Annotated in this window: 19 protein-coding genes; 6 read left to right on the top strand and 13 right to left on the bottom strand. The window is 61.3% G+C overall.

Translation table 11 applies throughout. The features are described 5' to 3' along the window. Window positions 1-97: 97 nt before the first annotated feature. From CCGE531_RS18385 to CCGE531_RS18375, 3 genes are all read right to left on the bottom strand, one after another. On the bottom strand, window positions 98-541 hold the full coding sequence (locus tag CCGE531_RS18385; protein ID WP_162943928.1) for a hypothetical protein: 444 nt from the start codon (window positions 539-541) through the stop codon (window positions 98-100). 161 nt (window positions 542-702) lie between these two features. Continuing rightward, complete coding sequence (locus CCGE531_RS18380; RefSeq protein WP_120665939.1) at window positions 703-3849, bottom strand: efflux RND transporter permease subunit; 3147 nt, start codon at window positions 3847-3849, stop codon at window positions 703-705. Window positions 3850-3858: 9 nt separating this feature from the next. After that, window positions 3859-5082, bottom strand: coding sequence for an efflux RND transporter periplasmic adaptor subunit (locus CCGE531_RS18375; protein ID WP_120666953.1), 1224 nt, complete (start codon window positions 5080-5082; stop codon window positions 3859-3861). A 180-nt stretch (window positions 5083-5262) separates the two neighbouring features. On the opposite strand from CCGE531_RS18375, the gene CCGE531_RS18370 reads away from it, so the two are divergent. After that, complete coding sequence (locus CCGE531_RS18370) at window positions 5263-5940, top strand: TetR/AcrR family transcriptional regulator (protein WP_120665937.1); 678 nt, start codon at window positions 5263-5265, stop codon at window positions 5938-5940. 207 nt (window positions 5941-6147) lie between these two features. Here the strand turns inward: CCGE531_RS18370 and CCGE531_RS18365 are convergent, their stop codons facing one another. From CCGE531_RS18365 to CCGE531_RS18355, 3 genes are all read right to left on the bottom strand, one after another. Next, window positions 6148-6387: a hypothetical protein gene (locus CCGE531_RS18365; RefSeq protein ID WP_120666951.1), complete on the bottom strand. Its 240-nt coding sequence runs from the start codon at window positions 6385-6387 to the stop codon at window positions 6148-6150. Window positions 6388-6739: 352 nt separating this feature from the next. After that, complete coding sequence (locus CCGE531_RS18360; RefSeq protein ID WP_120665935.1) at window positions 6740-7198, bottom strand: helix-turn-helix transcriptional regulator; 459 nt, start codon at window positions 7196-7198, stop codon at window positions 6740-6742. 209 nt (window positions 7199-7407) lie between these two features. Further along, entirely contained in the window at window positions 7408-7716 is a 309-nt protein-coding gene (locus tag CCGE531_RS18355; RefSeq protein ID WP_120666949.1) for a hypothetical protein, read from the bottom strand. A 365-nt stretch (window positions 7717-8081) separates the two neighbouring features. On the opposite strand from CCGE531_RS18355, the gene CCGE531_RS18350 reads away from it, so the two are divergent. From CCGE531_RS18350 to CCGE531_RS18340, 3 genes are all read left to right on the top strand, one after another. After that, entirely contained in the window at window positions 8082-9095 is a 1014-nt protein-coding gene (locus CCGE531_RS18350) for an ABC transporter substrate-binding protein (RefSeq protein WP_120665932.1), read from the top strand. Window positions 9096-9203: 108 nt separating this feature from the next. Beyond that, a complete protein-coding gene (locus CCGE531_RS18345; RefSeq protein ID WP_120665931.1) occupies window positions 9204-10022 on the top strand; it encodes an ABC transporter ATP-binding protein in 819 nt (272 codons plus the stop codon). 13 nt (window positions 10023-10035) lie between these two features. After that, window positions 10036-10917: an ABC transporter permease gene (locus tag CCGE531_RS18340; RefSeq protein ID WP_120665929.1), complete on the top strand. Its 882-nt coding sequence runs from the start codon at window positions 10036-10038 to the stop codon at window positions 10915-10917. A gap of 256 nt (window positions 10918-11173) precedes the next feature. On the opposite strand, the gene CCGE531_RS18335 is transcribed toward CCGE531_RS18340, so the two are convergent. The 4 genes from CCGE531_RS18335 to CCGE531_RS18320 all read right to left on the bottom strand — a co-directional run bounded on the left by CCGE531_RS18335 (window position 11174) and on the right by CCGE531_RS18320 (window position 16611). Beyond that, window positions 11174-12589 carry a sensor histidine kinase gene (locus CCGE531_RS18335; protein WP_120665927.1) on the bottom strand — a complete coding sequence of 472 codons (1416 nt, stop codon included), beginning with the start codon at window positions 12587-12589 and terminating at the stop codon, window positions 11174-11176. Continuing rightward, window positions 12579-13247 carry a response regulator gene (locus tag CCGE531_RS18330; RefSeq protein WP_112341471.1) on the bottom strand — a complete coding sequence of 223 codons (669 nt, stop codon included), beginning with the start codon at window positions 13245-13247 and terminating at the stop codon, window positions 12579-12581. Before CCGE531_RS18330 ends, CCGE531_RS18335 begins: the two co-directional genes overlap by 11 nt. Before the next feature lie 63 nt (window positions 13248-13310). After that, the gene (locus CCGE531_RS18325; RefSeq protein ID WP_120665925.1) at window positions 13311-15101 is read right to left on the bottom strand and encodes an alpha/beta hydrolase; all 1791 of its coding nucleotides are present in this window, start codon (window positions 15099-15101) and stop codon (window positions 13311-13313) included. Between the two features lie 10 nt (window positions 15102-15111). After that, a complete protein-coding gene (locus CCGE531_RS18320; protein ID WP_245458902.1) occupies window positions 15112-16611 on the bottom strand; it encodes a polysaccharide biosynthesis C-terminal domain-containing protein in 1500 nt (499 codons plus the stop codon). Window positions 16612-16811: 200 nt separating this feature from the next. Between CCGE531_RS18320 and CCGE531_RS18315 the strand changes: the two genes are divergently transcribed. Further along, window positions 16812-17666, top strand: coding sequence for a glycosyltransferase (locus CCGE531_RS18315; protein WP_120665922.1), 855 nt, complete (start codon window positions 16812-16814; stop codon window positions 17664-17666). On the opposite strand, the gene CCGE531_RS18310 is transcribed toward CCGE531_RS18315, so the two are convergent. The 3 genes from CCGE531_RS18310 to CCGE531_RS18300 form a co-directional block, all read right to left on the bottom strand. Then, window positions 17633-18835 carry a glycosyltransferase family 4 protein gene (locus CCGE531_RS18310; protein WP_120665920.1) on the bottom strand — a complete coding sequence of 401 codons (1203 nt, stop codon included), beginning with the start codon at window positions 18833-18835 and terminating at the stop codon, window positions 17633-17635. The genes CCGE531_RS18315 and CCGE531_RS18310 overlap by 34 nt on opposite strands. A gap of 328 nt (window positions 18836-19163) precedes the next feature. Further along, window positions 19164-20438 (bottom strand): IS4 family transposase, encoded by a 1275-nt coding sequence (locus CCGE531_RS18305; protein WP_245458850.1) that lies wholly within the window; start codon window positions 20436-20438, stop codon window positions 19164-19166. Between the two features lie 184 nt (window positions 20439-20622). Continuing rightward, entirely contained in the window at window positions 20623-20859 is a 237-nt protein-coding gene (locus CCGE531_RS18300) for an Lrp/AsnC ligand binding domain-containing protein (RefSeq protein ID WP_120665918.1), read from the bottom strand. Window positions 20860-21066: 207 nt separating this feature from the next. Here CCGE531_RS18300 and CCGE531_RS18295 point away from each other — a divergent pair, with 207 nt between their 5' ends. Then, a complete protein-coding gene (locus CCGE531_RS18295) occupies window positions 21067-22350 on the top strand; it encodes an FAD-binding oxidoreductase (protein ID WP_120666947.1) in 1284 nt (427 codons plus the stop codon). The last annotated feature ends 39 nt before the right edge of the window (window positions 22351-22389 follow it).

Here is a 22389-nt window from a genome sequence, read left to right as displayed (position 1 = left end):
CCGCTGTAGTGGAGGATCAGCGTGACAGGTCGAAAGGGAACCAACAGATACCGCATAGAGTAATAAGAGTCTCGATGGGATGGAGAGCTGCCGACCACTACAGCCCGCTGCCGACCCAGAGTCGAGACGGGAGTCTCTCTATAAGCGCCGGGTTGCCCACGCGCACTGAGCGGGTCTTTCGCAGCAATCCCTTCTTTTCCGCGGTGTATCGCTGACAAAGCAGCACACCGAATTCCGTTTGGGCTTCGCCAGCTTCAACGCAAATAGCATCCCATTTACGCCCTTCAATTGTGATGAAGCCGTCCCAAGCTATTGCATACATCGCTATCGCTCCAGTCGGCGTGACACTATTCTTGGCAGCTTGAACACCATCTTCGAGCTTGTCCATGGCAAAACGAGTGAGCTTTTTTTGACCTGCTGAGTCCACAAGCATTGTGAACGGAATAAGCGGACCCCCACCATCTTCAACACTCGCGAAGCCGTGGTCGATGGCAAAAAAGAAAAATTCAGCGAAGGCTTGGGATGGACTGAAGTTGTTCATGCTTTGCGTTCCGGACTTTGTGTCGGCCGACAAGGTTCTAAAGCTCTCCTCGATGACCAGAAATGTGGAACCGTAAAATTTTATCGGTTCCACATTTTCGTTAGTCGCTGGGCGTTGTCGCGGGAGCCCTTTGATTTAATCGAGAGCGGGCGACCCGCTCGTTAGTGCGTAGTGCCGGTATCGGTCGCCGGAGTGTCCGATGCCGTCGATGCGACCTTGCCCTTGAAGATGCGGCGCACCGAGACGAAGAGCAGCGGGATGAAGAAGATACCGAGTACGGTTGCCGAGATCATGCCGCCCATGACGCCGATGCCGATCGAGTTCTGGCTGCCCGAGCCGGCACCGTTGGCGATCGCCAGCGGCATAACGCCGAGGATGAAGGCGAGCGAGGTCATCAGGATCGGTCGCAGGCGCTGGCGGGATGCCACCAGCGTCGCGTCGATCAGGTTCTTGCCCTGGTTCTGCTGCTCGATGGCGAATTCGACGATCAGGATGGCGTTCTTGGCGGCCAGACCGATGGTCGTCAGCAGACCGACCTTGAAATAGACGTCGTTCGACTGGCCGAACAGGGTTGCGGCCAGCAGCGCGCCGAAGATGCCGATCGGCACCGACAGCATGACGGCAAGCGGGATCGACCAGCTCTCGTAGAGGGCGGCGAGCGCCAGGAAGACGACCAGGATGGAGATGGCATAGAGCTGGCTTGCCTGGTTGCCGGAGAGCTTTTCCTGGGCGGACAGGCTGGTCCATTCGTGGCTGAAGCCCGGCGGCAGGCTTGCCATGACCTTGTCGATCTCGTTCATGGCGTCGCCCGACGAGACGCCCGGCGCCGCCGAACCCTGGATTTCGACGGCGGACGAGCCGTTATAGCGTTCCAGGCGCGGCGAACCGTAGTTCCACTCGCCGTTCGAGAAGGCCGAGAACGGCACCATGTCGCCACCGGAGTTGCGCACGTACCAGCGGCCGAAATCCTCCGGCTGCATGCGGAAATTCTTATCCGCCTGTACGTAAACCTTCTTCACGCGGCCGCGGTCGATGAAGTCGTTGACGTAGGTGCCGCCCCAGGCCGTCGACAAGGTCGTGTCGATGTCGGAAAGCTTGATATTCAGCGCGCTCGCCTTTTCCTGATCGATGTTCAGGGAATATTGCGGCGTATCTTCCTGGCCGTTCGGACGGGTGCCGAACAGCTTCGGGTTCTTTGCCGCGGCGCCGAGCAACTGGTTGCGGGCCTGGATCAATGCGGCATGGCCGGCGCCGTTGATATCCTTGATGAAGAAGTCAAAGCCGCTCGAACTGCCGAAACCGGGGATCGCCGGAGGCGCAAGCGCAAAGACGCTGCCATCCTTGATCTTCGAGAAGGCACCCATGGCGCGGCCGGCAATTGCCTGCGCCTTCGACTGCGGCGTCTTGCGCTGGTCGAAGTCCTTCAGCCTGACGAAGACGATACCGACATTCTGGCCCTGGCCGCTGAAGCCGAAACCGGCGACCGCGAATGCGCCTTCCACGTAATCCTTCTCATTGTTGAGATAGTAGTCCTTCACCCGGTTGAGCACGGTCCAGGTCCGAGAGGATGTGGCGCCCGGCGGAAGCTGGATCGCGGTCAACAGGATGCCCTGGTCCTCTTCCGGCAGGAAGGAGCTCGGCAGGCGGTTGAACAGGTAAGCGACGCCGCCGCCGATCGCAACGAACACCAGCAGGAAGACGATGGTGAGGCGGATCATGCCGTGGACGCCGCGCTGGTAGCGATGCGTCGCGCGCTCGAAGTTGCGGTTGAACCAGCCGAAGACGCCCCTCTCCTTGGCCCCGTGCTGAGGTTTCTTGAGAATAGTGGCACAAAGGGCAGGCGTCAGAATCAACGCAACGATGACCGACAGGACCATCGCCGAGACGATCGTTACCGAGAACTGCCGGTAGATGACGCCGACCGAACCGGAGAAGAACGCCATCGGAATGAACACGGCCGACAGGACCGTCGCGATGCCGATCAGGGCGCCGGTGATTTCCTGCATCGACTTGATCGTCGCCTCGCGCGGCGACAATCCCTCTTCCTCCATCACGCGCTCGACGTTTTCGACGACGACGATGGCATCGTCGACGAGAAGGCCGATGGCGAGCACCATGCCGAACATGGTCAATGTGTTGATGGAGTAGCCGAAGAGCGAGAGCACGCCGAAGGTGCCGAGCAGGACGACGGGCACGGCGAGCGTCGGGATCAGCGTGGCGCGGATGTTCTGCAGGAAGACGAACATGACGATGAAGACGAGCACGATGGCTTCGAACAGCGTCTTGACCACGTCCTCGATCGACAGCTTCACGAACGGCGTCGTGTCGTAGGGATAGACCACCTCGACGTTCGGCGGCAGCGTCTGGCTCAGATTGTTGATGGTGGTCCGCACCGCCTCCGCCGTGTTGATGGCATTGGCGCCCGAGGCGAGGTTAACGGCGAGACCGGCCGAAGGATGACTGTTGTAGGTGCTCGACGTCGTGTAGCTCTCTGCCCCGAGCTCGACGGTGGCGACATCGTTCAATCGGACCAGCGAGCCGTTGGACTGGCTCTTCAGGATGATGTTTTCGAATTGCTCGGGCGTCTGCAGGCGGCTCTTGGCCGTCACGGTCGCGTTGAGCTGCTGGCCCTTGCGCTGGGGCAGGGCGCCGAGCTGACCGGCGGAAACCTGCGAATTCTGCGATTGGATCGCGCTGGTGACATCGCTCACCATCAGCTGGTACTTGGCAAGCTTGTCCGGATCCACCCAGATGCGCATGGCATAGCCGGAACCGAAGATCTGCGTATTGCCGACGCCTTCGATACGCTTCAGCGTATCGTTGAGGGTGCTCGAAACATAGTCGGCAAGGTCGTTCGAGTTGAGCTTGCCATCCGTCGATACGAAGCCGACGACCATCAGGAAGTTCGACGTCGACTTGGAAACGACGATGCCGCTGGTCTGAACCGTCGTCGGCAATTGCGCGGTAACGAGCTGCAGCTTGTTCTGCACCTGCATCTGCGCGACGTCGGAATCCGCCTTGTTGTTAAAGGTCAGCGAGATCGAGGCCTGGCCCGTGGAGGTCGAGGTCGACGTCATGTAGTCAAGATTGTCGATACCCGTCATGCCCTGCTCGATGACCTTGGTCACCGAGTTTTCGACGGTTGCGGCGTCAGCGCCCGAATAAGTGGCGGAAATGCTGACCGTGGTGGGGGCTATCTGCGGATATTGCGAGATCGATAGAGTGAAGATCGACAGCGCACCCGCCAGCATGATGACGATGGCGATAACCCAGGCAAAGATCGGCCGGTCAATAAAGAAACGAGACATTGAACCACCTCACTTCTGAGCGCCGGAGGCGGCTTTGGTATCGGTCTTTTCCAATTCGGCCTGCTCCGTGGACTTGCCATCGGCGGCAGCCTGCTTCACCTCGCCGGTGGCATCGTCGATCGTCACCGGAGAAACCGTGACTTCCTGCCCGTCGCGCACGCGCTGGATGCCTTCGACGATGACGCGATCGCCATCCTTGACGCCTTCGGCGATGAGCCAGCTGTTGCCGATGCTGCGCTGAACTTTCAGCACCCGCTGCTGCACCTTGCCGTCGGCGGTCACGAACATGGCAACCGGTTCGCCCTTCGTGTTGCGCGTCACGGCGCGCTGCGGCACCAGGAAGCTGTTTTCGGCAATGCCTTCCTGAATAGTTGCGCGCACATACATGCCAGGCAGCAGAACACGATCGGGATTGGGGAAGACGGCGCGCACCGTGATGGTGCCGACGGTTTCGGCGACGGAGGATTCCGCAAATTCCAGCTTGCCGGTTTGCTTGTACTGGCTGCCGTCTTCGAGCATCAGATGGACGGAGACATTGTCGCCGCTGGTCTTCAGCCTGCCATCGGCAATGGCTCGACGGAATTCGAGCAGGTTGGTGCTCGACTGCGTGACGTCGACATTGATCGGATCGAGCTGGCGAATGGTGGTCAGTGCTGTCGTTTGCTCGGCGGTGACGAGGGCGCCGACGGTCACCGCGGACGCATCGACACGGCCGGCGATCGGCGCACGCATCTTGGTGTAATCGAGGTTGATGCGGGCCGTTTCCAGGGTCGCTTTCGCGGATGCCACGTCGGCGTTTGCCTGGGCCAGGGTGGAAACGGCATCGTCCAGATTTTGTTTACTGACCGCGTCCTGCTGCGTGAGGCTCTTGTATCGATCCACCTTCGACTGAGCGCTCGGCAAGGCGCCCTGCGCCTTCTGCAAAGCAGCGGCGGCGCTGTCATAGGATGCCTGGTAGGAGGCAGGATCGATTTCATAGAGCACATCGCCCGCTTTGACCTCGCTGCCTTCCTTGAAATTGCGGCTGCGAATGATGCCGCCGACCTGCGGCCGCACTTCGGCCACGAGATAGGCGCTGGTGCGGCCGGGCAGTTCGGCGGTGATCGCGACGGATTGCGGATGCAGCGACATCGCGCTGACTTCCGTCTTGACGGCCGGCACATTGTTCTGGGCGGTATTCTGCTGGTTGCAGCCGGCCAGCAGCATCGCGAGGGCAATCCCCGCGACGGTCATCGAGGCGCGGCCGGCTGAAAGGCGGTTGGATACCGTCGTATACGCGGGCGCGGAAGTGGGATTGGCGAGCTTTCGCACGTTGCTATTTCCTGTTGCCTTATTTACAGTACCAAGTCGTACAGAAAATATTTGTACTGCCTCAAATGTCAATCGCATTCGGCTGTTGGGGTCAAGACGGAAGTGCTGACAAAAGAACGAGCAGGCAAGGCCGATCAGGTCGCCAAGCGGCGACCGCGCGGCCGCCCGAAAACCGTGAATGACGACACGCGCCGCGTGGAGATCGTCAGTGAGGCGCGCGCGACATTTTACGAATTGGGCTATGGCGGCACGACGATGGATCTCGTTGCCGCGCGATGCCGGATTTCGAAGCAGACCCTCTACAGGTTGTTTCCGCGCAAGGCTGATTTGTTCATGGCGATCATTGCCGAACACCGCGCATCCATGCTGGCCCTGCCGCGCGATCCCGACGAGAATCTGCCCCTTACCGAGGCGCTTGAGCAGATCTTCATGATCGATATGGATGAAGCCCAGGAGCGCGAACGCGAGGCTTTCATCCATCTTGCCATCAGCGAAGCGCAACAATCTCCGGAGATTGCGATGCTGTTGCACACTTATGGCGCCAAGCAATCGCAGCAGATGCTGGCGGATTGGCTCAGCCAGCAGCAAAGACGTGGCCTGATCGAGATTGCCGATGTGGCCAGCGGCGCGCGCATGCTGATGAACATGATCTTCGGTGCCATGATTTCCAAACCGGGCCATCCGAATGACTGGCCGGACCGACAAACGCGGCTGCGCCATCTACGCCAGTGCATCTCGATTTTCGTCGCGGGCGTGCAGCCGCGCAAGGGCGACCGGTAGCCTGTTTATCCCGCAATCTTCCTGCACAAAATAACAATGCCGATATGGCCTGTTGAACCATATCGGCATCGTTCGAGATCCCGGCAGACGCCGGAATAGATTAGATCAGTTCAGCTTTTCACGGAAACTCCGAACCGCTCTATCTCTTTGTTTCCTAGCAATTCCGGACAGAAAACCGCTGCGCACTTTTCCTGGAATTGCTCTAGCTCAGTGTGCCACCACGTTTGCTATATCCGTACCCTCGTCGAACAAGGGATTCGGCAAGCCATTTGCATACATTTCCTGCAGGACGGCCCCAAGCGCCAGATCCAGGCACCACACCGGGAATTCCGCATTCAGGTTCTTGGCGCTCTGCCGCGCATAGGTAATGAGCCGAGCGATCGATGCCAGTTCCTTGAGTGAGTCTGGATCCTGGTATGCCGCTCTGATCGGAAGTATTGCTGTCATTTCATGCCCTCTATTGCCCCGTTCCCGGCAGACGAATCGTGTCTGGCCCGGGAACATGAGCAAACCGTAACGGATGTTTTGCAGCTTGGCGCGTGACAATGCAGCGTGACACGAGGCTCGATTGCGGCAAAATCTCGTCTTTGCAATTTCAGGACGAGAAACGGTTTGAAGCGCGATCGGCGAAAGGAAGGGCAAGCAATATCCCGGCGCCGGATGCCTGGCCCAACATGGCCCCGACCCATGCCGCCGCCCGCAGGACGGTTCGGCACCGGGCCAGGATGTCGGGCCTCATGGCGTGTTTCGGGTTGACGCAGGCACTATGCCCGTAGCCCGTTTGCCGGGAGGCCACAGGTCAGTTGCGAAGGCTCGCCGACATGTTCGCCGTTTGCGGTATATGGTCCGTCAGGGGGTCGGACGCATTCGCCAGCGACTTGATCAACATCAGCACGGACTGGCGAACGCTGGGATCGTTGATCTTCATGAACGCCTTGTTGAGGTTCAGGCCCTCTTTCGAGGTCAGGAAATCCGACAGATCCTCGAGGCCGTTGATTGCGCCGAGGCCGTCCGTGTTCAGCGGCTGCGTATTGTCCTGCTGGAAGAAGAAGGCAACCGGCACGGCCAGCACGCCGGCTATCGCCTGCAATCGGCTGGCACCGATGCGATTGGTGCCTTTTTCGTATTTCTGTACCTGCTGAAACGTGACGCCAATCTGCTCAGCGAGCCGCTCCTGACTCATGCCGAGCATAAGTCGACGCGTGCGCACGCGAGAGCCAACATAGGCATCGATCGGGTTAGGTACTTTTGCACTCACTGCGCAATCTCCTTATCAAATAGGGGACCTAGCGGATATGACCTCACTCCAGAGACTCGGGAGTAAGATTCGCGGGCTCTATCTGCCCGCAAAATGTGCGTTAAATATGGGTAGAATTCAACCAAGAGTCATTTTCTGTAATATTTTGTAATCCAACCGTCACATAACCACAGAAAAATCCGGTTCGCGTCAATGCGTATCAACGCGCGCTAATGCGGATTGAAAATGGAAGACGATTTGCAGTTACGGACCGGGCAGAGCGGATTGTCTTTCGTCGGAATGTAGGCGCGTGCGGCATAGTCACCCAAGCCACATTGGCCGTCATCGGCGACGTACCGGTCATACAGGACGATACGGCCGTCTCGCGAAGGGTAGCGAAATATCGCGGCGCGCTCGCTGGCGATCAGCTGCTGCACGGACACGCAAGTCTTGCTCGACGACTCGTAGCGCGAGATGGCCGATGCCGGCCCGGCTATCGAGATGGTCGCTAGAATCAGGATTGCGGCTGCGGTTTTCATGGATCGCACCTCCATGCGACGATCAATCATAAGTAGTTGCTCGAAGAAAATCGCCAAGATCAGGCGACTGTTTTCGGCGGATACCGGCTGACGGTGAATGTTTCAGCAAGGCGCACCATGTTGCCGGCGACCTTCCAAGAAGGCCTATTTCCCCTTCACATCCATCCTGGCTGCATAAGCGGGCAACGACCACCCGATTTGCCTTGCCGGCAGCGTTGAAACAAAATTCGGACTTCGTATCGGAAGATCCGGGACTGAAAGCTGACTGAAAGGTTGCCCACGCTAGTTTTGCCGAGCTTCGTGGAGGAAGCGCATTTCTGCAGCGTCGTATGGCGCGACGACTATTCAAACAGGAGGAGACATTGATGCGTCCATCGCGCGCGTTTTTTCATACCGTGGCCCTTTCCCTCGTCATGACAGCTGCTTCCCTTGCAGCCACCGCGGCCAATGCCGCTGACAAGATTTCCATCATGGTGGGCGGTTACGAGAAGCAGATCTATCTGCCGGCCAAGCTCGCCGAATCCCTCGGCTACTTCAAGGACGAAGGCCTCGACGTCGAGCTTCTCAACGAATCCGCCGGCGTGGACGCAGAAAACCAGCTGCTCGCAGGCGCCGTTCAAGGCGTCGTCGGCTTCTACGACCACTGCGTCGACCTGCAGGCCAAGGGCAAGTTCATCAAGTCGGTCGTGCAGTTCAGCCAGGCGCCCGGCGAAGTCGAGCTGGTTTCGGCCAAATATCCTGATATCAAGTCCTTCGCCGACCTGAAGGGCAAGCGCGCCGGCGTCACCGGCCTCGGCTCGTCCACAAACTTCCTGACGCTCTACATGGCATCGAAGGCCGGCCTTTCGCCGGCTGACGTAACACCGGTTCCGGTCGGCGCGGGCCAGACCTTCATTGCCGCCATGCAGCAGGACGCCATCCAGGTGGGCATGACCACCGAACCGACGATCTCGCGCCTGCTGAAGACGGGCGAAGCCAGGATCCTCGTCGATCTGCGTACGCTGAAGGGCACCGAGGAAGCGCTCGGCGGCACCTATCCGGCCGCTTCGCTCTACATGGATGCCGCGTGGGTCGACGCCCACAAGGAAGAAGTGCAGAAGCTTGCGAATGCTTTCGTCAAGACGCTGCGCTTCATCAATACGCATTCCGGCGCCGAGATCGCCGATAAGATGTCGAAAGATTTCTACGTCGGCGACAAGGACGGCTACATCAAGGCTCTCGACGCCGGCAAGGAAATGTTCACGGCCGATGGCGTGATGCCGGAAGACGGTCCGAAGACGGTTCTCGCCGTGCTCTCGCAGTTCTCCAAGAACGTCAAGGGCAAGACGATCGACCTGTCGAAGACCTACACGACCGAATTCGTCAAGAACGTCAAGTAAGCAGTCATAACGCCGCTTCCGGACGGTTCCGGAAGCGGCAGTTCAAGAGACTTTGCAGTTCACCGGGCTTTGCGTGCATGCCCAGAGGCACGCGTCAGGATCAGCACCATGCAACAGGATGAACGCCGCACCCCGGCGATCGAGCTCATCAATGTCAGCCGCCGTTTCGTATCGCCGACCGGCAAGTCGCTGACCGCACTGCGCGATTTCAACATGACCGTCGAACGCGGCGAATTCGTCGCCGTCGTGGGACCGACGGGCTGCGGCAAGTCGACGACGCTCAACCTCGTCACCGGTCTTGCCAAGCCCAGCGCCGGCGAAGTCCGCCTGATGGGCGGCCCGGTCAACGGCATCGATCCGCGCGTCGGCTTCGCCTTCCAGACGGATGCGCTCTTCCCCTGGAAGAACGTCATCGAAAATGTCATGGCCGGCCCGCTGTTCCGCGGCAAGTCGAAGGCCGAGGCGGAAAAGACCGCCAAGGACTGGCTTGCCCGCGTCGGGCTTTCGAAGTTCCTGCATCACTATCCGCACCAGCTCTCGGGCGGCATGCGCAAGCGCGCCTCGCTGGCGCAGACCTTCATCAACGAGCCGGAAATCCTTTTGATGGATGAGCCGTTCTCGGCGCTCGACGTGCAGACCCGCACGGTCATGCATGAAGAGCTCCTGAAGCTCTGGGCCGAACGCAAGGCTTCCGTCGTCTTCGTGACGCACGATCTCGAAGAAGCCGTGGCGCTTGCCGACAAGGTCTATGTTCTCACAGCCGGCCCGGCGACGGTGAAATCGGTCTACACGATCGACCTGCCGCGCCCGCGCGTCGTCTCGGAAATTCGCTACGAGCAGAACTTCATCGATTATTGCAAGACGATCTGGGACGACCTTCGCGAAGAGGTCGAAACCAGCTATCGCCGTGCCGCGGAAGCGGCATAAGGGAGGATTGACCATGGCAAACACAGCTCTCGAAGCAGGCAACGCCCCGATCTTCCGCGCCGGCACCTCGGACGCGGAAATCGAAGCCGCAGCGCTGAAGGCGCTCAGCCGCCGCAAGTACGTCGTCGTGGCTTGGCAGATCGGTATTCTGCTTGGCATCCTCGGCCTCTGGCAACTCGCCTCCGATCTGCACTGGATCGACCCGTTCTTCTATTCGAGCCCCTATGGCATTGCGTTGCGCCTGTGGGACTGGATCAGCGAGGGCACCGAGAGCGGCTCGCTCTGGTATCATCTCGGCGTCACCATGGAAGAAGCACTGATCGGCTTTGTCATCGGTTCAGTAACCGGCGTTCTTGTCGGCGTCGCGCTTGGCCGCAACAAGCTCGCTTCCGATATCCTGTCGATCTACATCAAGGCGATCAACTCGATCCCGCGCGTCGTTCTGGCGCCGATCTTCGTGATGATCATGGGCCTCGGCCTTGCCTCCAAGGTAGCGCTCGCCTTCATCATGGTGTTCTTCGTCGTGTTCGCCAATGCCTTCCAGGGCGTTCGCGAAGCCGACCGCAACATGATCGCCAATGCCCGCATTCTCGGCGCTTCCAACTGGCAGGTCACGCGCAACGTCATCCTGCCGTCGGCGATGAGCTGGATTTTTGCAAGCCTGCACATCTCCTTCTCCTTCGCCATCATCGGCGCCATCGTCGGCGAGTTCGTCGGTTCACTGGCCGGTATCGGCTACCTGATCTCGATCGCCAAGGGCACCTACGATGCAGCCGGCCTCTATGCCGCGATCATCCTCGTGATGGTGGTCACGCTCGGCGCCGAATACGTCATGACGCTCATCGAGAACCGCATCACCCGCTGGCGTCCGCAGCAGAGCCTCGATACGCACTAAGCGACTATTTTCCGTAGCCTCCCAAGGCCGGGGCCGGGCATTCTTGCCCGGCCTTTTTGTTGGTCGGAAGACAGTGGCCAACCTCGCCCTTCGAGGCTTCGCTCCTCAGGGTGAGGATGGAGTGCGCTCCGCAGCATGTAGCCAATTCAAGATGCGGTCTTGCGCAGAAAGTTAGCCCTCATGGTGAGGCGCGCAGGCTGTAAGGCCGAAGCCTCGAACCACGAGGGCGGGTGGTGAACAACCATATTTTCCATCTTCAAACAGCCGGCAGTCTCACACTGACCAGCAGCCCGCCGCCCTCCGCCTCGCCAAGCGTGACCGATCCGCCGGCGCCGTCGACGACTTCGCGGACGATGGCGAGCCCGAGGCCGCTGCCTTCCGGCTCGGTGCCCATGATGCGATAGAAGCGTTCGAAGACCTGGGCGCGTTCCGTTTCGGGAATACCCGGACCGTCGTCCTCGACCCATAGCAGGGCCGTATCGCCGTCGCGGCCGACGCCGACCGTCACGCGACCACCCGCCTGCGTGTAGCGCAGCGCATTGTCGACGAGATTGACCAGCATCTCGCGCAGCATGGTGCCATCGCCCTCGATATGCACCGGCGTCTCGTCCGCTTCCAACCCGAGATCGATATTGCGGCGCAGGGCTTCCTCGGCCAGTGTTTCCAGCACCCGCCGGGCGGTTTCCGCGAGATCGATCGTGTCGTTTCGCGGCCGGCGGCTGCCGGGTTCGGCCCGCGAAAGCGTCAGGAGCTGGCTCGCAAGACGGGTCACCTGCCGCGTGCTCGAGCGCAATGCGGTCAATGCCTCGTCGCGCTTGCCGTTGTCGACCTCGCGCGCCGCCACGCTCGCCTGCGTCGAAATCAGGGCCAGCGGCGTGCGCAGCTGATGGGCGGCATTCGAGACGAAGCGGCGCTGCGCGGCCATCTGGTTCTGTACCCGCTCCATGTGATCGTTCAGCGCATGGACGAGCGGGCGAAGCTCGTTCTGCACCATGTGAGGGTCCAGTGGATCCAGGCGCTGGCGGCCGCGCTCGCGCACGGCATCGCGCAGCCTCAGGACGGGTGCGAGGCCCCGCTGCAGGCCGATAATGGTCACGACGCCGGCAAGGAGGACAAGGGCGAGCTGCTTGGTGAAGTCCGAGAGCCACAGCCTGCGGCGCATGGCGTATTGGCTGTTGTGGGTGACGGCGACCGCCACGGAGATCGTGCTGTCCTGATCGAGGCCGACGACGGGGTGGCTCAGCATGAGCACGCGGACGCCGTCGCTCCGAAACGTCCTGTCTTCGCCGACCAGATCCCGCTTCGGCCGCGGCAGATCGGGGAAACCGGCAACGAGATTTCCCCATGCGGTCACCGCCTTGTAGAAGACGCGGTCGCCATAGCCGGTATCGAACATTTCCAGGGCGGCAGGCGGAATGTCGATCTGTACCGAGCCGCTGGCATCGACATGCACGGCCTCCGCGATCACGCGGGCCGAGGCGAGTAGCGTGCGATCGGTGACGAGATCGGCCGTCGCATTGGCCGAACGGAAGCTGAGATAAAGGTTGATGCAGATTGCGCCGATCAGCGTCAGCACCACCCAGGCGAATAATTGCGCCCGGAGGCTGGTCGTCAGCGCGCCGCCGACGCGACCAAGGTGCCCTTTGGGTGGGGAAGCCTCATCACTGCGCATGGCGAAGGAGATAACCCAGGCCGCGCAGCGTGGCGATCTGTACCGTGCTGCCTTCGAGTTTCTTGCGCACGCGATGCACATAGATTTCGATGGCGCTGGTATCGGCGAGATCGTCGAAGCCGAAGACGCTCTCCGACAGCGTGGTCTTGGTGACGGTCGTGCCGGCCTTCATGATGAGATGTTCGAGCACGGCGTGTTCGCGCGGCGTCAGTGCCAGGGATTCCCCGGCCAGATAGAACTGCCGCGTTCCGCCGTCGAACAGCAGGTCGCCGACCGCGATTTCGGGAGCGGCACGGTCATGGCCACGGCGCACGGCGGCCCGGATGCGCGCCTCGAGTTCGGCAATCTCGAAAGGCTTGGCAAGATAGTCGTCAGCGCCGCTGTCGAGCCCGGCGACCCGCCCGTCGAGGCTGGCATTGGCCGTCAAAATGATGACCGGCACCTTGTTACCGCTCTGGCGCAGGCGTTTCAGCAGCGTCAAACCATCCATCTTCGGCAGCGACAGATCCAGAATAACGACGGCATAGCCCGCAACCTTCAGCATATGCTCGGCATCCTCGCCGTCATAGGCGATGTCGACGGCATATTGCGCCTGACGCAGCGCCTTGCCGAGCCAGGACGCCAGTTCGCGGTTGTCTTCGACGATCAGGAGCCTCATGAAGCAATTATACAGCAAGTATCGGACGGGGCGAGCATTTCCGGCGGTTTTCCAGTCAGCTCGTCATCGATTGGCGAGCCTCAGGCCCATCTCCCTGACCTCCCTCAGATAGACCTTGCGCGCATAGGGCGGGGTCAGGTTGTGGTCCGCTTCGGGAATGATGGTCAGGCGTATGTCTGGGAAGTGTTTCAGGCCGACGCCGTTCTCGCCGAACTGATCATGCAGATGATCAAGGCCGATATCGTGGGCGCTGTAGATCAGCGACATGTCGACGCCGCGCCTGGCGAGCGTGCGGAAGCCGCTGAGCACGGGTCCTTGCGCGGCGGCGAAGAAGGGAAGGGTGCCGAGCAGATGGCGGCCCGTTCGCGCTGCGCGCCGGCCGATGCCGGTCGCCACGTTGAGGACGGCGCTTTTCGCATCGATCTGGCCGCCGAGGAGCCGCTTCAGCGTTTCCATCTGCAGAAGCTTTCGGCCATAGGTTTCCAGCGACCGGGGCGCGAAGCGCAGCGCTTCGTCGACCGATCGGCTCTCATCCCAATGGAAGCTGTAGGGGTTGACGGTGATAAGGCCACCACACCGCGCATCGCGCACGGCCGCCTGGAAGGCGAGATAGCCGCCGCTGCAACGTCCCACGGCATAGGCCGGCAGCAGATTTCGCTCCTCCAAAAGGTCCAGCGCGTCGGCGACATCCAGGTGCTGTTCGCGGGAATAGAGCACCTGCTCGGGGGCGCCGGAAAGCGGCGGGCTGTCGCCGACATTGGCCGTATCGAAACGCAGCGACGCGATGCCGTCGCGAGCGAGCGCGCGCGCCATGGTGACCGACATCCGGCCCCAGCCGGCGTGCCTGTCATAGGCTGTTGTCAGGAGCAGTGCGGTTGCGCCGGTGCGGGCACCCTCGGGTTCGCAGAGAATGCCGAACAAGCGGCTTTCAGCGCCGAAACGCAGCGGCGTCTCGCGAAAGCCGTCGCCGGCGAGAGGCTCCGCAACAGGCGGCGTAGGATCGGTCGATGCGACTTTAGCGGGCTCGGCGGCGATCGACCGTATCCATTCGACGATTTTTCGGCCAGCGGCGGTCGGCATGATGGCGATGGTGGGGTTCGATACGAGATCGTCATAGCCGTTATAGGCGGATTGCTCGACATGAAGGCCGAGCGTCTCGAGATGACGCGCGAAGTCCGCATCCCACGGGCGGCCGGGTCGCGTCAGTACAAGGCAGTTCGGCGTGCCGAGCCGCTCGAGCGTCATCAGGTTCAGTTTCTTGACCGCATCGGCGGCGCTATCAGGCATGTGCAGGCTGGCGACTGTGACGCCTTCGATCTGGCGCAGCGCTTCGGCAAGCCCCATGCCTTCATCGATCATCTTCGACCAGACGGTCAGTTCGCGCAGGTAGGCGCGGCCGGAGATGACGGGCGCAAGAAAGGCGATGCCGCCGATGTCGGGCAGGCGTTCGGCGAGCGCGGCGGCAATGGCGCCCCCAAGGCCCTGGCTGACGAGGATCAGGCGTTCGCAGCCGGAAAGTGCTTTCAACCTTGCGGCAGCGGCAAGGGCGGTCTCCTGCCAGGGCGTCAGGCCATCGCCTTCATCCGCGATATCAAGCGCATCGCCGGTGCCGGCATAGTCGAAGCGGAGGCTTGATATGCCGATATCGGCAAGATTCTCGGCCAGAATCCGCCAGAACTTGCGGACGCACATTTCCTCGAAACCCCAGGGGCTGAGAAACAGCACGGCAGTGCCGCGCGAAGGTGCAGCAGCCGGTGTAAACAGGCCGACCGTGCCGGCGAAGGTCACCGCCGCCGCGGATCTTATCTGCTTGCCTTCGTTCCGTTCTTCTTCGGCGGCTCCCCAACCAGCCATGATAGTCTCCTCACATTCGGCGCGGGGCCAGTAGAGCCAAGGCCTGCGTCGCAATCGGGTGAGCCCTGCCAGGCAGTCGCGTCGCGATCTTCTGCAACACCTCGATATCCTCGGCTGGAACGGCTTTCAGCAGTCTGAGCGCGACACCGTAGGCCAGGGCGCCGGCAATGATGGCGCTTACGAGGCCTGCGACGCCGGTCAACGCCTGAACAAAACCATAGGCTGCAATTGCGCACAGAATGGCAGCAACTGCAACTTTTGCAAGGTTGATGAGCATGCCCCGCGTCGAGCCCTCGAATTCCATGCGGCGCACCATCAGAAGGCACATGGCGGTAAAGGCCAGGAAACGCACCAGCGCCGCACCCTCTCCGCCGTAAAAAGGCACCGCGACCAGGCAGCCGATGACCATGATAAAGCTGGCAATGACGCCGACGACGGTGCGCTCGCGCATGCGATCAAGCGAATAGAGATATTGCGTGCAGATCTGCATGAAGACGTATGGCGCTGCCGTCAGCGACAGCAGCGACACCATGCCGCCGCTCGGAGCAAACGGCTGGCCGAAGATCGTCACGACAAGCTCGGGTGCGATCGCCGCAAGGCCGAAGCTCATTGGCAGCGTGATATAGGCGATGCTGCGCGCCACGCCCGCAAAGACTTCGACGGGCAGCTTGTCCGACGCGCGCGCATGCATCTGTTCGGAATAATAGGGCAGCAGGCTGCCGCTCAACTGCACCGGCAGCTGCAGCGCCAGATTGGCGAGCGACAGGCCGACGGCATAAAAGCCGACCGCTTCGATCCCCCAGTAACGCTGCAGGAACAAGAGTTCGATGCGGTTGAGGAAGATCGAGCTGTTGATGAGCTCGATCGAGAGAATGAGCGATGAGCTGATGAGCGCGGAAAGGCCGACGCCGCAGCTGTTTTTGCGCGCGATCGCGATCCTGAGCGTCGCGATGAACATCGGCAGCTGACCGATTGCATAGCCGGCAAGCGCGCCGCTGACGCCAAAGAAAATGGCGCCGGCGAGCACGGTGGCAAGCTGCAATACCGAACTTGCCACGGTGATGCGCAGGAAGGCGCCGACCTGCTGTTCGCCGATCAGATAGTTCTTGCTGTAGGCGCCGAGCGACTGAAGAACGAAGAATATGCCTGTTATGGCGATGACTTCAGATGCATCGCCGGCCCAGTGCAGGCGCTCGGCATCCCAATAATAGGCGGCATAGCCGGCGAGCAGGATCACGGTCGCGAGGATCGTCGGCTGCAGGAGATAGGCGGCAAAGCCAAGCCGTTCTTCGGCCGAATAGCCGTTCCCCTTCAATTGCGGCAGGATACGCAGCAGTGTGACGCCGGCGCCAAGCTCGGCAATCAGCGCACCCGTCGTCGTCAGCCACAGGGAAAAGGCGATGATGCCGTTGGCTTCCGGCCCGAGCAAGCGGGCGGCTATGATCGAACATGCAAAGCCGGTCGCCAGCAGGGTCAATCCCGCCGCCGCGTTCAAAACCGAATTTGCCATTATGCTCTTCGACATGAAGATAGACCGTTCCTCAAATCGCCGGAACTTACGCAGATTCCGGCTCTTCGTGGGGATAGCGTCAGCTCTATTTCATATGCCTTAATATTTAGGGTTTAATGCTGCCCAAAGTTCGTTTTTTACTTCGGCTAATATTCTTTCTCTCTGATATTGGTCGCCTGGGGCTTGTGCGGAGGGTTTTAGTGTTCAGCCTCATCGTCTGCACGATCGATCGGTTCGACCAGCTGGAGCGGCTCTTCCGTTCGCTGGCGGGGCAAAGCCACCGGGATTTCGAAGTGATCGTCGTCGATCAGAACGTCGACGACCGGCTGCGTGTGCTCATCGACGGTTTCTCGCCGTCCTTCCTCATTCGCCATATCCGTTCCCCGAAGGGACTTTCGCGGGCGCGCAACAATGGCATGGCGGTTGCCGAAGGCGATTATGTCTGCTTTCCCGATGACGATTGCTGGTACGAAGCCGATACGCTTTCGACGGCGGCGGCGCTGTTTTCGGCTCATCCGGACCTGGCGATCGTCACCGGCCGCACGCTTGATGCCGAAGGTGCGCCCTCCGTCAGCCCGACGGGCGAGACGCGGCTTACGCTGACGCGCTGGAACTATCTGAAATGCGGCAATTCCAACGGCATCTTCGTGCGCCGTGCGGCGCTCAATGCCATCGGCGGCTTTGATGAAGACCTCGGCGTCGGCTCGGAGTCGCCCTTTCAGAGCGGCGAGGAGGCGGATTTTCTGCTGCGCGCGCTTGCGGCCGGCAGACAAGCAATGTTCTTTCCCGACCTCATCGTTCATCACGATCAGGTCACCAGCGAATATGGCCCGCGGCAAGTGGAGCGGGCGCGCAAATATGGACGCGGCTTCGGCGCGCTGATGCGCAAGCAGGCCTTTCCCCTGTATTATGTCTGTTATCGTCTGCTGCGGCCGGTCGCCGGCTGGCTGGCGGCGCTTGCGCGCTTCAACCGCGATGCCGCCCGCTACAAGCGGGCCTGGCTTATGGGCATTCTGGAAGGTTATGCCACCTGGCCGCGGTGGCGCAGGAGCTGAGGCGACTTGCCTTTCGGCGTCAGGGTTTCGGCATAGACATCCATGTAGCGCTGGGCGACTTCGTCCCATGCGTAAGCGCGGGCATCGCGCAGCAGCTCCTGCCGCAAGGTCTGGTCGTCGGCATCGAGGCGCTCGAACGCTGCGGTCAGGGTATCGGTGGTTGCTTCAGGATCGGAGAAATCCGAGAGCATGAGAGCCGGATGGGTTTCGGCCATCGCCTTATAGGCTTCGTTGATGTTCAGCACCGGCAGCAGGCCGGCGCTCATGGCTTCAATCGCCACCAGGCCGAAGCCTTCATATTCCGAGGCCGAGGCGAAGAGCGAGGCGCGGGCGATGATATTGCGGATCGAGCCGTCGTCGATCGAAACATGTAGCGTTACATTATGTTCGAGACCGCGAGCGGCGATTTCCTCTTCCAAGGTCGCGCGATCGAGATCCGATTCAGCGCCGATGATATCGAGATGCCAGTCGGCGTCGCGGGCCGCCAGCACCTTCATGACATCGAGCATGCGATCGAGCCGCTTGTTGACCGAGAAGCGGCCGATGGTGACGATGCGGCGGCGGGCTTCCAGCGCAGCGCAATTGGAAAACTTGCTGACGTCGGCGCCGTTCTCGATCAGGCGCACGCGGCTGTCGGCGATCTGGGAGAAGAGCCGTGCATCGGACTGGCTGCAGCAGATGAGAGAGGCATAGCCGAGTGCGGAAAGCCGCGTTGCCGTATTGAACCAGATCTTCTTGATGGCGGCATATTTCCGCGTGTGGAAGAAGCCGCCATGCGTGGTGGCGACCATCGGCCGCCCATGCATCAGCTTGCCCCAGGCCAGCGCGTCGAAGAAGAAATCGACCGCGTGGACATGAACGAGATCGGCATCGGCCAGATGGCGGAAAACCTTGGGTGCCAGCGGATAGCGGCTGGAGCCGGACCAGGGGATGCGCACGATCTCGATGCCATCGATGGTTTCGTGTTCCGCGAGTTCCCGGCCGGGATCGGAAAACAGGCTGTTGCAGGTGACGACGCGCACGCGATAGCCGCGGGCGACCAGTTGACGGCAGAGATTGGCAACCACATCTTCAAGGCCGCCCTTGTTCGGCAGGAACTGGCGCACGACATGCACGATCAGCGGCCCGGCCTGCTTGCTTGCCTGAATATCCGCGACAGCCGATGTCATCGATCCACCCTCGACCCTTATGCCGCGCCACGCATCGGCAATCCGGCGCTACAGCGCGCCGCCCGTTGATCAGTCGGCAAAGCAGATCATCGGGGCGGTTAAAAAGGGTTTAATCGCGTGTGGAAAGCTGCGTGGTTTTGGGCAAGAGGGTTAATTTCGGAGGGATATGCGAGGGAGGTTTGAGCTTGTCAGGCGAGTGTGTTGATGCCGGATTATAGTGCCTGGCCCCTCACCCTAGCCCTCTCTCCATCCTTCGACAGGCTCAGGACGAGGAGAGGGAGCGTTCCGGATTCCCGCGAACCACCTTCTCCCCTCGGGGCTATTGGATTCACACATTGTCGGCGGCGGAGAGGAGGAGTGCTACGCCGCGCTTGGCGGCCTGGAACTGTTGCCATCCGTCGAGCATGACGATCGGTCCTGGCTTTCCGTAGTAGCCGGTCCATCCGCCGAGGCGGGCGCAGACCCAGGCGGCATAGGCCAGCGACCCTCTGGGATGGGGGTTCTTCTGTTTGGCGGTCTTGCCCTCCAGCTTGGCGCAGAAGGCTTCCAGCAGCGGCTGGTCGCTTGGCTCGAAGGCGTCTTCGATGGGGCGCAAGGTGGCGCCGGGCGGAGCGCCGTCGCGGGCATGGACCAGTTGCTGCACGATCACGGCCGCGACGAAGGCAGCCATCACCAAATTGCTCAGCGCGCCCTCGTCCTCGATGCGCAGGCCTTCGATATCAAAGCCCTGCGTCTTCAGGGTGCGGAACAATTGCTCGATCGCCCAGCGACGGCGATAAAGGGCGATGACCGCCGCCGCCTCGTCGGCATCCGACACGGCATAGCTTGTCAGCAGCCGCCAATGGATCGGCGTCTCGCCCGGTGGTGCGGCGGTCTCGCGCACATCCACCAGATAAAGACGTACGCCATCCGGGGTCTTCCTGTAGATGCCGTTCTTCGGGGGCAGCAATGTCACCGCGCTGAAGCGGATCGCCAGTTGCGTGTCGCGCTCCTTGCGGCCCGGCTTGGCCGGCAGGCTAAAGGCTAGGTTGACCGCAACCGGCAAGGCATCCGCCAGACAAAGCAGCGACGGCTGGTCCTTGCCGAGGCTGCGGTCCCTCGCAACCCGGATGACGAGGTCGACATTGACGGGTCGGCGGGCGAAGGCCTCGTAGATATCGCTTTCACGGTCGGCAATGATGGTGATGTGGCGTGCAGCGGCGCAAACCTTCGCCGCACGATCGGCGCCCTCCAGCCAGCGATAGCTCTCCTTCTCCTCGATCGGACGCGCGCGCTGCGTGCCGCGCTCGCCCTGGTCGCGGCTTAGAAACTGCCCGTGGATTGCCCCGACGATCGCGCCATCGTCGGCGTCGACCCCGATCATCGCATGCAGATAAAGACCGCCACCGCCGTCGGAGCGGACCACCGTCGTATCCTGAATGGCCAGGATATGCCGATCCGCGCAGCGGCTAGCCGTGCGCAAGGCCGCCTCATCGATCATCGCCTGCGGATCGACCGCTCCATTGCGCAAGAACCGGCTCAAGCGGATCTCTCCGGCCCGATTGCCGCCGAGCTTGCGCACCCGCATTCCCTGGCCTGCCGTCGAAACCAGGCGCTCCAGCAAGAACGCCCCCCTTTTTCCAGCCGACGGTCGCCAAACCGTCCCAAGCTCAAATCATCCATCGCTCAATTCTCCTGCCGGCAGCAACAGAATCAGAACATCATTCCATACGCAATTCCAAATGTGTGAATGCCATAGCCCCGAGGGGAGAAGGAACTTGCGGCGCCGACCCGAAAGTCCCGAACTCTTAGAACGCCTGGAACGTCAGCGTCGTCAGCGAGCGGACGATGCCGGGGATCTTGGCGATGTTGTCGTTGATGAAAATGCCGATATCCTGCTCTTCCTTGATGTAGACCTTCAGCAGCAGGTCGTAATCGCCGCTGGTGGAATACAGCTCCGAGACCAGTTCCGTCTGGTAGATTGCATCGGCGACCTCGTAGGTCTTGCCGGGGGCGCATTGGAGCTGAACGAAAATGGGCTTCATGAGATTGTCCTGCTTCTGTCGGCAGCCGCGATCGCGGCGTGGTTTTGCCTGGGACCGCGATGGCGGCCGGCATTTCCTCTATAATGGTCGAAAGCGCCATCGCCATGCAAGTTTTTCTCTGTCCACCGGATGTCGCTGTTGCCGCTTCCGCAATTTGGAGCATAGCGCTAGATTGGCGTGATTATCTCTGTCGATCGGACCGATTTCATGCTGAATGACCCGCGCTCCCATGGTCTTTGGGAAAAGACCGCTCCCCCGCCGCCGGCGACAAAGCCGCTTTCCGGTGATGTCTATGCCGATGTCGTGGTGGTCGGTGGCGGCTATACCGGTCTTTCGACGGCGCTGCATCTGGCCGAGGCCGGCGCGAACGTCGTGCTGCTCGAGGCCAATGAGATCGGCTTCGGCGGCGCTGGGCGCAATGTCGGCCTGATCAATGCCGGCATGTGGGTGATGCCGGACGATCTGCCGGGTGAACTCGGTGCCGTCCATGGCGAACGGCTTCTCGAACTGCTCGGCAATGGGCCGAAGCTTGTCATGGAGCTGATCGACAAGCACGCCATCGCCTGCGAGCTGGAGCGCAATGGCACCTTGCACTGTGCTGTCGGGCCGGATGGATTGAAGGAAATCGAGGAGCGCGCCCGGCAATGGGGCAAGCGCGGCGCGCCGGTTACGATACTGGATGCGCGGGAAACGGAGCGCCGCGTCGGCAGCTCGGCTTACGCGGGAGCGCTGCTCGACATGCGCGCCGGCACGCTGCAGCCGCTTGCCTATGCGCGCGGCCTGGCCCATGCCGTGGTGAAAGCCGGCGTTACAGTTCATACCGGTAGCCGCGTGACTTCGACCGAAAGAAGCGGCGCGAAATGGGTGGTTTCGACCGATGGCGGCAAGGTTGGCGCCGAGTGGATCGTCGTTGCGACGGATGCCTACAGCACCGGCCCCTGGGAGGCGGTCCGAAACGAGCAGGTGCATCTGCCCTATTTCAATTTTGCCACCGTGCCGCTCGGCGACAACCTCAAGAAATCCGTGCTGCCCGGGCGCGAAGGGGCTTGGGATACCAAGGAAGTGCTCTCGTCCTTCCGCATGGATCAGGCCGGCCGGCTCGTCTTCGGCAGCGTCGGCGCGCTGCGCAATACCGGCCTTGCTATCCACAAGAGTTGGGCCAGGCGGTCGATCAGGAAGCTCTTTCCGCAGCTCGGCGACATTCCCTTCGAATGCGAATGGTATGGCAAGATCGGCATGACCGACAATGCGTTGCCACGCTTCCACAAGCTGGCTCAGAATGTCGTCGGCTTCTCCGGCTATAATGGCCGCGGTATCGCGCCCGGCACCGTGTTCGGGAAGGTGCTTGCCCGCCATATCTTAGGGCAGATTTCCGAGGCTGACCTGCCGCTGCCGGTGACCGACATCGTCGAGCCGAGCTTCAGGGCGGCGAAGGAAATGTGGTACGAGGCCGGCGCCCAGGCCGCGCATTTCGTCGGCGCCAGGGTTTAAAGCAATTCCAGGAAAAGTGCGCAGCGGTTTTCCGTCCGG

It is taken from the genome of Rhizobium sp. CCGE531 (assembly GCF_003627795.1).
GTDB lineage: Bacteria > Pseudomonadota > Alphaproteobacteria > Rhizobiales > Rhizobiaceae > Rhizobium.
This window is presented reverse-complemented; position numbering and strand designations above follow the sequence as displayed.